General features: G+C 39.7%; 9 protein-coding genes and 1 pseudogene. 3 read left to right on the top strand and 7 right to left on the bottom strand.

Annotated elements, in window-relative coordinates; translation table 11 throughout:
• Positions 1–383 precede the first annotated feature (383 nt).
• The 6 genes from H5158_RS21650 to H5158_RS21625 all read right to left on the bottom strand — a co-directional run bounded on the left by H5158_RS21650 (position 384) and on the right by H5158_RS21625 (position 7,282).
• A complete protein-coding gene (locus H5158_RS21650; protein ID WP_182740882.1) occupies positions 384–860 on the bottom strand; it encodes a hypothetical protein in 477 nt (158 codons plus the stop codon).
• 363 nt (positions 861–1,223) lie between these two features.
• Positions 1,224–1,775 (bottom strand): cytochrome b, encoded by a 552-nt coding sequence (locus H5158_RS21645; RefSeq protein WP_182740881.1) that lies wholly within the window; start codon positions 1,773–1,775, stop codon positions 1,224–1,226.
• Positions 1,776–2,104: 329 nt separating this feature from the next.
• A complete protein-coding gene (locus H5158_RS21640; protein ID WP_182740880.1) occupies positions 2,105–2,566 on the bottom strand; it encodes a GNAT family N-acetyltransferase in 462 nt (153 codons plus the stop codon).
• Between the two features lie 187 nt (positions 2,567–2,753).
• Positions 2,754–5,189, bottom strand: coding sequence for an ABC transporter permease (locus H5158_RS21635; protein WP_182740879.1), 2,436 nt, complete (start codon positions 5,187–5,189; stop codon positions 2,754–2,756).
• An 87-nt stretch (positions 5,190–5,276) separates the two neighbouring features.
• Complete coding sequence (locus tag H5158_RS21630; RefSeq protein WP_182740878.1) at positions 5,277–6,014, bottom strand: ABC transporter ATP-binding protein; 738 nt, start codon at positions 6,012–6,014, stop codon at positions 5,277–5,279.
• Between the two features lie 17 nt (positions 6,015–6,031).
• Complete coding sequence (locus H5158_RS21625; protein ID WP_145235000.1) at positions 6,032–7,282, bottom strand: HlyD family secretion protein; 1,251 nt, start codon at positions 7,280–7,282, stop codon at positions 6,032–6,034.
• Between the two features lie 345 nt (positions 7,283–7,627).
• Between H5158_RS21625 and H5158_RS21620 the strand changes: the two genes are divergently transcribed.
• On the top strand, positions 7,628–8,977 hold the full coding sequence (locus H5158_RS21620) for a sigma-54 dependent transcriptional regulator (RefSeq protein ID WP_182740877.1): 1,350 nt from the start codon (positions 7,628–7,630) through the stop codon (positions 8,975–8,977).
• Complete coding sequence (locus H5158_RS21615) at positions 8,974–10,269, top strand: PAS domain-containing sensor histidine kinase (RefSeq protein ID WP_259399478.1); 1,296 nt, start codon at positions 8,974–8,976, stop codon at positions 10,267–10,269. Before H5158_RS21620 ends, H5158_RS21615 begins: the two co-directional genes overlap by 4 nt.
• A gap of 153 nt (positions 10,270–10,422) precedes the next feature.
• Here H5158_RS21615 and H5158_RS21610 read toward each other — a convergent pair whose 3' ends face one another.
• Positions 10,423–11,049: a LysE family translocator gene (locus H5158_RS21610; RefSeq protein WP_149981251.1), complete on the bottom strand. Its 627-nt coding sequence runs from the start codon at positions 11,047–11,049 to the stop codon at positions 10,423–10,425.
• Positions 11,050–11,561: 512 nt separating this feature from the next.
• On the opposite strand from H5158_RS21610, the pseudogene H5158_RS21605 reads away from it, so the two are divergent.
• A pseudogene (locus H5158_RS21605) lies at positions 11,562–11,761 on the top strand (DUF1842 domain-containing protein); the annotation flags it as partial.

The following is an 11,761-nucleotide window of genomic DNA, read 5'->3' as shown; positions in this document are numbered from 1 at the left end:
CACGCGTCAAAGCCCGACAAATCGAGTTTATTTTCGACAATATAACAAAGCGCATACTCAAATGTACCTGGCAATATTTGCTCAGCAAAATTGATTGGAATGAATTTATTTTGGCAGGATAAGTCAGGCTTGTAGTTGGCCATAACAATTTACCGTGGGTGAATAATATCTATTAGATCACAGTAACCCTGTGGGTTCAAGGTCAAAAAACAATCAAGTCAATTGTGTAGAACCAGTTCCTAAAAAGAGTAATTCTACAGCCTCAACGCCCGCATAACGGGCAAAAACACGTAGGCTATAATACCGAGCGAAGCGAGGGGAGCCTACGTGTTTTTGTCCCCAGCGAGCGCAGCGAGTGGTTAATGCGTTTGTTAGCTGCCGAACTACTCTAAGTCTTCATCGTAAATACGAGTAAAGTTTTCAAACTCTGTACCAACAAGATCTTTTTCAATAATGCGCTTAGCAACCTCAAAATCGACAACGTAATTACATACTTCCATAGTATCACTGCCAATACTTCCACCATCACAGTGACCTAAGCCAGTCCATCCAAGTGTTTCATTTAGACGATCTTGAAGCCTTGCTCTTTTTTCTAGATCTTGTGGGGTTCCGAAACCGTCTACAGAATACTCAACCATAAGGGTAAATTCTTGCTCGACTTGACTGAATCCCTTAGCAATTAAATCATTAATTTCCTTTTGAATTGCTTTCTGTGGATTTTTAAACAGGCCCTTTTTTAGAACTTTACTCTCGCCAGTCGTTCCTAGTTCTCCCCAGTGAACCGTATGAGATCCATCATCATTAGGCCAAGTTTCCCAGTATTCCTTTTTCTCTTCAGAGAAACGATAGAGTTTTAGCACAAAATATCCTTTAGGCAGCTAACAATTTTATAGTGCGCGAAGGGCGGATCTTTCTACTCCGACCACACTCACATTAATACATTACACAGTTTTAACAAATTAGCTAAGGTATTACTATCACTAAGTTTTCTATTATCTTTAAGCAAAGCTAAATGAAACAATATACGCGCGCCGCTCATATCCTTGAATATGTGCGCAAACAACAGTTTGAGCACTTAATTAGCTATTATATTTAGTCAATTTCAATGTCTGGCTATCACTCTTAGCCGAACTTCGTCAAAGTGGCAATAGCGTTCAGTCAAACAGAAAGTAGCAAAATTAAAAAGGGAGACTGAATCTCCCTTTTTTAATTTTTATTCGCTGTTATTTTTTCGGCAAACGCATTCGTGTAAGCGTATTATCAGATAAAACATAATGGTGGAATAAGGCGGCGGCGGCATGTAATCCAATCAAGTAATAGCCAACTTCCCCAGCGGTTTCATGCAGCTCTTTGATGGTTTTAGCCAAGTCTAAATCTTTACTGGCCAATGGCGGAAGCTCTAGACCAAAAAACGGAATTGGTTTGCCTGCCGTGCTCAAAATTAACCATCCCGCAATAGGCATAGCAAACATGAACCCATACAAAATAACATGCACTAGTTTGGCCAGGTTATTTTGCCACTTAGCTGGTTCTGGTTTTATATCAGGAGCCGAGCCACCCACTACGCGAGCAATTAGCCTAACGCTTACTAAAGCTAAAACCGATAAACCAAGCATAAAATGCCACATTTTAAAGGCATCTCGGGTTGTAGTCCCTTTGTCGAATAATTCGCGCAGTTCAATGCTTGCGTAAACAGCGACAATCAATATGAACATAAGCCAATGCAAAGCAATGGAGAGCGTATTGTAATGAGTTGTCGTGTTTTTTAAATTCATAATGCCTCTCGAAAAATGAAACGTCTCAACCTAGCTCTTATGTTTTGAGAGCTTGAAGAGGTAACCTCTACCCTTGTACGTATTAAATACTCCACATACAGTAACCTATCGTTACTAAGTATTTAGTGATCTAAAACATAAAATTTGTATTTCAAAAATCATGTTTAAATATGTTTGGTTAAGCGTAAACAGTAAAACTTAAAATAAACTTAAGTGATTGGCATAACAAAATAACAACCGTTGGTTACCTTTCGATAAGTATTTGCTAGTTAAACTAATAATTGAAAAGAAATTGAATTTACAACGTTTTTTACACTGTGGCTTTTGAATCAAACAATGCCAGTTCGAATCATGGCCAGCTTTTCAATACCGTGATCGGGCGTCCATCTTTTAAACTCAACAAAGTCATGCTTTTTATATAACTTAATAGCGGGCTCGTTAACTACTGCGGTTTCAACTATCGCTGTTGATGCTGTTTCAATAAAGTTAGTTAACGCATAGCGGATTAACTTATCGGCGATGCCTTTTCTAAAATGCTTTGGGTCAACCGTTAAGCTATTAATTTCTAATCGCTCATTGATAATTACCAGTTCAATAACCCCTGCAAGCTGAGTATCGTCATAAAATCCATAAAAAAGCGTTTGCGAATTGTGTATATCATTAACAGTGCGCGATAAAGGCGGAAAGTTAAGCGCACCGATTAACTCGGCCTCTATTTTATAAGAGCGTTGAAAGGTGGTGTAAATTTGCTTTGCGACTGCCTCATTTGCATTATCTAACTTTGCAATCATTGACTGAAATCCCTGTTGTAGCATTTTTAGTTGTATAGACTGCAGATAATAACATTCAGCCCGTACCATCTTTATAATTATTATTAACTTATCAACGTGCCAAATTTTATAAAGTGTTTTTAAAAGAGCTAGTTGAAGGAGCTGATTTAAGCCTTTTACTCAATCAGTCCCTCCTAAACTACACACTTTACTGTTGTGATCCTTGTACACCGTAAATTGCAGGGCGCTTTAGCTGGGCACTTAAAGGTAAATAACACGCCAGTGCGCCAAGGCTAATTACAAACAATAAAGTCATGAATAACATACCAAGCTGCATAATTTGCGGTACTCCATCCGCAATCAGTTGTAGTGGTTGTTGTAAAGCCAGCAATAACGCAATACTGAGTATTATACCCGTTACGATTGCGCTGCCATTTTGCTTAAATACTAACAAAAACAATGCCAGTGGCTTTGCGCCAACACACAAATGAATACCAATTTCAGCACGCCTTAATAACACTGAGTAGCGCATAATACCTATCAAACCAATACTGGTTAAGGCAATAGTGGCAGCAATGATCATCAGCGTTGTCGCCGATACTACATATTGACGAAACAGTGCTGTATCGCGCTGTGCATTTAATGGCGCTAATTGATGAACTGATAAGCCTGAATCAATAGATTGTAATAAGGTGTTAAGCGTATTTTTTGTTAAGTGCTGAGCATTTTTAAACTCGATAATAAATGAATTATAACCAGCACGAGTCAAATAAGCTTTAGGCTCAAGCGACGTTTTCCCCGGTATAAGCATTGTTTTAACTATGCCTATTATTACTAAATCATTTTCGCGCCCTGAAGTTATATCAAAACTCAAATGCATACCCAATGCATTACCATCATTTGATAATTTTTCTGCTAGTACATCATTAATAATAATAACATTCGCATTACTTTTAGTATCCTCGTTTGTAAAACCACGTCCTTGTAATACGGGTTGTTTAAGTAATGAAAAATACTGCTCATCAACTGATTTACCATAAGGTAATACGTTTTGATTGCTTGCTACCTCAACCAATGACCAAGTAATTAAATTATCGTTTATAGGTGATGATGAACGACTTACTTGCCTAACCTCTGGCAGTAAAGCAAGCTCGTTAGCTACTTGCTCTAATAGCTGATTTGCTTTGTCTCTATCAGCCGCTACATGGCTTGCTACATTAACCTTTAAACTCGTTAATTGCTCAAGTGGCAGTGTGAAAGCCTCGTCAATATTACTTTTATTAACGCTAAAAACTAAAAAGTTAATAAACAATAATGTACACGCTACAGCTACTTGAAAAGCGACCAAGCCTTGCCATACGCGCTTGCCCACCTGCACTGTCGTCCCTTTTCCTGCTGACTTTAAACTACTTATCAGTTGTTGGTAATTTACTATTCGCGTACATAAAAAAGCGAACAGCGTCGTTAATATTAAGCCGCTAACCAGTGTGGTAAGGAATGATACTGCATTAATAGAAAGCTCATTGGCGCGCGGTAATATTGCCATGGCAAAATCGCTTAAGGTTGCTAAAAAAATCGCCGCTAACGCAAGGCCTATTATACTTGCTAAGGCTATTAGTAAGGCAACCTCCAGCCAAAACTGTTTAAACAAAGTAAACCGTGTTGCGCCCAGCGCCGCACTCAGTGCTAATGTGTGTTTACGCGCTGCAGTTCTTACAATAAACACGTTACTAATGTTTACACAGGCAATAATAACCAACCCCGTTACAGCTAAAATGAGCCAATAAATATTCTGCGGTGTCTCTTTTAATATTACTGTTTGCAAGGTGTTTAGCTCAAGTTCGATATGCCAACCTGCAAAGAATGCTTCGGTCGTAATATGCTGTTGCCATACATCATCCACATACTGCGATAACCTTTTACTCGCCTGCTCAATGCTTACATCGCTTGGTAATTTAGCCACAAAATGGCTGCGCGAGTAACGGTTCCACCAAAATGGTTTAGCCTCTGCAGAGGTTAAATTATAATCCCACGGCAACCATACGTCAGTGACCTGCCCTGTTTTGATAAGTGCAGGCGATTTAAAGTTGGCTGCAGCCACACCTATAATTTTGAATTGCTGAGCGCCCACACTAAGTGTTTGACCTATTATGTTTTCTTTACTGGCAAAGTCATTTTGCCATGTTCGATAACTTATAACGGCAACGGGGTTAAAACTATCAAGAGCTTCAGTTTGCGTAAAACCTCGTCCTAAATGTAGCTTAATTGCAAACATTTCAAACCACTGAGGGGTAACAAATGAGGTGTTTACTATGGGTAAGCCCGCTACATCATCAAGGCGTTGTTCACCGTAATACACCAACGCAGCTTGCTCAAATAATTTATGATTTTTATATAAATCAATCAGTGCAGGGTAATTAAAAGCGCGGGTATTAAGCGCCCCGGTTTGGTCTATTTGAGCATATTCAGCTTTTACTAACCGCATTTGCTCAGGGTATGGCAATGGTTTTAACAGCATAATATAGGCAAGTGTTAATACAGTAATTAATGCAGCTAAAACAATACTTAACGTCGCTACAACACTTAAACTGTAAACTTTATGATTAGTTATATTAAGTAATGCATTTTTTAAATTATAAGTCATTATGGCACTCCGTTAAGTTATCCCTTAATAGCCATTGACGTTTTATTATTTTTGGATATTCCATTTTACTCTCACTAAACAGGTTATTTAAGCACTTAGCTGATCTTTTATACCCACAGCCCCTAGCATCTCACCATCCAATAGCTTTAGTTGCCTTGTAGCCATATCACAGTAACGCGGGTCATGTGTCACCATGCAAATAGTGGTGCCGGCTGCATGTAGCTCACTTAATACATGCATAACTTGATCTCCCGATTTTGAGTCTAAATTACCCGTTGGCTCATCAACTAATAATATTGCCGGTTCAGTCACCAGCGCTCGGGCTATCGCCACGCGTTGCTGCTGTCCACCAGATAATTGGTTAGGTTTATGACTCATACGATGCCCAAGCCCTACTTTTTCAAGGCACGCTTTTACTTTTTCAGCAATTATTTGCTTGTTTGGTTTACAGTGGTGATAACGCAGTGGTAATGCCACGTTGTCGAACACACTTAACTCATCAATTAAATTAAATGATTGAAAAATAAATCCTATTTTTGCATTGCGAGTTTCAGCAGCCTGATTCAGCGAAAGTGCAGAGACGTCTTTACCGTCAATTAAATATTCACCGCTGGTTGGCATATCAAGTAAACCCAATAATGAAAGTAATGTTGATTTACCACAGCCAGATGGCCCCGATATCGACAAGTATTCACCGCGATAAATACACAAATCAATACTACGCAGTGCATAGGTTTGTAACTCTTGGGTTTCAAATACCTTACTAATTCCTTTCATTGCTAATACGACATCGGCTTGGGTGTTCGTTATTTTTTGCTCTGTCATTATTTTTATCCTGTTCATTAGTTAATTAGAATTTCGCTATTGCTGCGAGTAAGGTTGGTTAAATCTGAAATAATCAATTGCTGATCTAACTGTGCGCCGCTTAGTATTTCGATAAAGCGCCCAGCCTCGCGACCAAATTTGATATCAACCAAGTGTGCGCTTTGCTGCTGTGAGTTTACCTGATACAGATCTCTTACACTGTGCGGTTTTACGTTTGCTGGGCGCTCGATATAAGTAACATCTTTTAGCTGTGCGACCTTAATATTGGCATCGACGGTTAATTGCGGCCGAACATTTTCAGGGAGCTCTTTAGGCAACGATAACTCTACCTCTACTGTATTATTACTCACCACAGGGCTGATGCGTGACACCTTTGCCATAACAACACCGCGGCGTGTATCTACTTCTGCGAGCTGCCCTAACCGAATATCATCTACTTGATTTTGTGGTACTTGAATAATTGCAATTAATGAATCAACCGAGCCGATAAGCGCAATTTCTTGCCCTGCATTTACGCTTTGCCCAAGCTCAATCGGTAAACGCTGTAATACCCCATCCATTCCCGCTACTACAGATAGGTTGGCCAATTGTGTTTGTGCCATAACTACTAACCCTTGTTGCTGTTTAATTTGCTCAAGCTGAATGTTTTCAGATTCTATGTGTACGGCTTTTAGTTGCTCTGAACGTTGCTTAGCTATTGCTAATTGCTGGCGAAGTTGTTGCTCGTCTAACACGCTACGCTGATAATTAAGCGTTGAGACTATGCCCTGTTCAACCAAACTGGTTTCAGCTTTTAATTTTAGTTTGGCATTTTCGTAAGCGGCATGGCTTTGCGCCACATGAGAGCGCTCGTTTAATAACTCGCGAGTATTGTTTAATCTTAACTGGCGTAAGTTAGCATTGAGTTTATTAAGTTCTTGCTGCGCATTTTCGAGCTGTTGCTCAAGCGCTGGATTGGCTAACTGCACAATCACTGAGTCACTGGTCACTATTGCGCCTGGTTTTAATAAAATAGCCTGCACAGTGGCCAACGTTTTTGCCGTAAGCAATTGCTGCTGCGCAGATTTAAGTTCACCATAACCTGTAACCGTAATCGCAAGCGCGCCTTGGCGTACATCACTAATAATAATATTACTGCGCGATACTGACACACCTACTTGACTGCTGCGCTGATAAATCACTGCCACAATTAAAATAACAGCCAGTAATAAAATTAGCTTATGCCAAAGCGATAACTGCTTGACTACTTTTGTTTTTACTATGTCCATATTGCACCGCATTATGCTTTGTATATCTAAGCTATAGCGAAACACGTGCCAATATTAAAAGTAAATAAATACAAACAATTACAAGCATGTGCTATTTAAAAATTCTTACAGAGCGGCGATACCGGACTCCCCAGTCTCAGTTTGAGACTGGCCATGGTCTTGCGCTTTCGTTGCACCACATATCTCAACCTTGAAACCGGACTCAAACAGTCCGCAATCGGACTGAAACACCTAGTAAAATCATCTTTAAATAGCTAACAAGCTGAAATACAGCAATAAAATCACTGGCATAGAAATCGCTATACGCTACAATCAACCTGTGCTTATTCACCTATTTGGAAGTTTATGCCTGCCACTATTTTGATCATTGAAGATAGCCCCGAAATCCGCCTAAGCGCGCGCTTTATTTTAGAAGATAACGGCTACCAAGTGCTCGAATGCGACTCACCTTTTAGCGCGCAAGCAGTAGTTAAAGATAGCCAAGCGATTGACCTTATTTTGCTCGATATGAATTTTACCCGCGACACCACATCAGGTGACGAAGGTTTGGCGTTTTTACAGCACTTACATAAACAACAGTTAGATATCCCTGTCATCGCAATGACTGCGTGGTCGAGCGTAGATCTAGCGGTTCGCGCTATGCAACACGGTGCGTGTGACTTTATTGAAAAGCCATGGCAAAACCAGCGCTTATTAAAATTGCTCGATCAGCAACTCACACTTAAAAAGTTAAACAAACAAAATCAAAAGTTGCTGCAACAGCTTAACGATCATGCCTCGCCTGCATTTGTGTATCAGTCACACGCTATGCAACAACTGATAAGTCAGTTAGCTAAGGTAGCTAAAACCGATGCCAACATTTTACTAACCGGTGAAAATGGTACGGGTAAGAGCCAATTAGCACAATGGCTTCATCAGCAGTCTACGCGCCATACACAACCGTTTATTGCAGTGAATATGGGGGCTATTGTTGAATCGTTATTTGAAAGCGAAATGTTTGGTCATAAAAAAGGCGCGTTTACTGATGCTAAAAATGAGCGCATTGGCCGCTTTGAACTGGCCGATAACGGCAGTTTATTTTTAGACGAAATAGCCAATATATCACTACCACAACAAGCAAAATTATTACGGGTACTCGAAAGTCAAGAGTTTGAGATGGTTGGCGCGAGTCACACTAAAAAAGCCAATGTACGCTTGATCAGTGCCACCAATGGCGATATTGCCACACTGATAAAACAAGGCCAGTTTAGAGAAGATTTATACTATCGGATAAACACTTTGGAGTTTGTAATACCGCCACTACGCGAACGCATTGAAGATATAGTGCCTTTGTGCGAGCACTTTATAAATTTACATGCTAAAAAATACTCAAGCACCATACTTACATTGAGTGAATGCGCTAAACATGAATTAAACCACTATACTTGGCCGGGCAATGTACGCGAGCTAAGCCATGTGATTGAACGGGCAATATTGTTAGCAACAACCGACACATTGACCGCCGATGACTTAAACCTGCACAGCAGTCAAATCAATAACACATTACCACTAATGACACTAGAGCACGCAGAGCGCCAATTAATTGATTTAGCCCTCAAGCAGACCCAAGGCCATATTCCTAACGCCGCTAAATTATTAGGTTTAGGTAAATCTTCTATGTATCGTCGCCTTGAAAAATACGGGATTACCGTATGAAAAGCAGTATGACACTTAGTTGTCTTTATCACTCATCGCTGGAACGCAGTTTAATTGGCTTTGCATTTTTTAGTAGCACTTTAGCAGCGTTGGGGTGCTATTTTATTGGCCAATATTTTGCTTTATCTGTTGTTACTTCTGCCGTTATCTCAATCCTATTTTTAGCTATTTATCTTAAGCTGTTTATTCGTACCTATAAAAAAGTGATCAACAGCTTTAACCGCAATTACGCCCACCTAGATGCCATTTTAAACGAAGATTATAACCAGCTCGTTAAGCCCAGCTATCAGGCGGGGAGTATTCACCAATTACAACAAAGCTTGATTGAGTTAAGTGAAGAGTTATTTAAAAAGAAGTCGCGATACGATCAGCATATTTTTTTGGTGTACCAATTAATTGAGCATTTTAATGTGCCGATCATGGTGCTCGATCAATATAATAAGCTCAGTTATGCCAATAATGCGTTTAGCGAATTTAAACAGACTCAATGGCAAACCTTACGCTATGCAAGCGCTGAACAATTAGGGCTTACAAAGCAAGACGCACATTGGCAATTTAGCGATGTTATTACAGCCCAGCAATGGCAAATACGCCACAGTGAATTTATAGAGCAAGGCAGCTGTCATCAACTTATTGTTATGATCGACATCACCTCAGCCCTTCGCGAAAGCCAACTGCAAGCATGGCAGCAAATTATTCGCGTACTCGGTCACGAAATTCGCAACTCACTCACACCAGTTACTGCAATGGCTGAAAATCTCGCCGTGAAGCTCACCGAGCCACGACAAATACAAGCACTTAATGTTATAAGTGAGTGCTGTAATTATCTTAATGAATTTGTCACGCGCTATGGCGATATAAATAAACCACTGGCACTTAATATAGTAGCAATAGACACCGACACATTTTTAAAACAAGTGTGCGCAATATACCCTGACGTTGCATTTAGCTGCGTAACAGACGCCGCAACTTTTAAGGCCGACCGCACGTTTATTCATCAAGTCATGATCAATCTAATAAAAAATGCCATCGAAGCAAGCACCCCGCCCGTTAAAATAACATTAGGTGTGCATAAGCAAGGAAAAGTAAGCTGCATCACCATTGATGATAACGGCCAAGGCCTTGCCAACCCCGATAACATATTCGTGCCGTTTTACACCACTAAACAACAAGGTCAAGGGATTGGTCTAAGCTTTTGTCGCAACGTGATAGAGCAGCATCATGGTAGTTTGAGCTTAGCGAATAAAGAAAAACACCAAGGTGCAGTCGCAACAATACTATTGCCAGTGTAGCTAGCTTCGAAAAGAAATACTAAAAAGAACATTTAGTTTAATCAGCGAATACTTTGTAAAAGCAGCCCCTATTCTAAAAAACAACGATAAAAAAACCTAAACGCCCTCAAACTCAACTTCATGTAATACGCTGTATGTAGAATCAACTTCTCCCTAACGTTCGCTCAATGCAATTTTACCAGCTAAACCAATTAGCAATACTCCTGATACTCCTTCCAATATCCGCGTGTATCTACCTGCGTTAGGTCGATTGAACAACCAACTTCCAACAGTTGCATACAGTACGTTGCAGAGGGTTGCTAACACACTAAAAACTAATCCTAAAATCAGTAATTGCGAGGCTGCTGAGCCAGTGGATGTATTTATAAATTGCGGGAGAAATGAGAGAAAGAACAAAGCAACTTTAGGGTTCAAAACACTGACCACAACCCCCTGCATAAAAATATTTCCTTTCGTATCCTTACTTTCACTAACGACTACCCGACTATTCCCTTTGTACATGGAAATAAGTGCTTGAACACCTAAATAAACTAAATAAAGAGCACCAAGCCATTTAACGATACTAAAAGCTAAAGCTGAACTTAAAATAATGGCTGATAATCCCACACAGGCCGCTAATGTATGAAAAAAGTAACCAACCCCCAAGCCAAGCGCAGCTTTCATGCCACTGACCATCTTACCTTTCATGGTATTTGATACGATGTAGATAACATCAGGCCCCGGTATTAAATTGATAGTCAGACAAGCAATAACAAATAACATCATTGAATTAAATTCCATTAACTTTCTCCATTTTTACTATTAAGGCTTAATATTAGGTTTTTTATACACATTGCTAGCTTTGCAATGTAGTGGTTAATTGTCCATTTTCTAAACTCAACACACAGCCATGTTTTTACAACCATAAAAAGTGTTGTTGAGTTTTTTATATTATTAACTTTACAAGATAAACAAAGAGAATTAAACATACCTATTAGTGGTACGGTTGATTTATTTGGAATATATTGATAAATGCTGTTTATTTGCATCACTTGTAAATAGAGCAAGCTCCTCTGCTTTTTTTATAGCTCACAATTCACATGCATTCCTAATCTATCGCAAAAACGACTAATCCAACGCATTACAGCAGATATTTGAACTGCAAGAATAGAGCGACTATGCAGTAAACTAATTTACATGACCTAGCTGTAATACGCTGTAATATGTCTTTTGTGGTGGTCATTCTACACTTTCACTCGGTTACTGAGTAACCATATAACAGTGTGAATGCAATCTACAAAAGGAACAAGAAAATGTCTGATGAAAGCTTATATCTCGTTAAATTACAATTTCAATCTGGTGTTGTTGGTGGTGGCTCTATGGAAATTCAGTTTGCTGTAGATCCAAAAACAGGTTCATTAAATGGTCGAGCGAATGGCAGCATCCAAGAAGGAACGCTGCATTCACCTCATTTCACCGCTAGCGCATCGGGCCATATGCATGCAACGGGCTA

This window comes from Pseudoalteromonas sp. SR45-6, assembly GCF_014163545.1.
Lineage (GTDB): Bacteria > Pseudomonadota > Gammaproteobacteria > Enterobacterales > Alteromonadaceae > Pseudoalteromonas > Pseudoalteromonas rhizosphaerae.
Note: the sequence above shows the minus strand (reverse complement) of the source record. Positions and strands in the feature narration are given on the sequence as shown.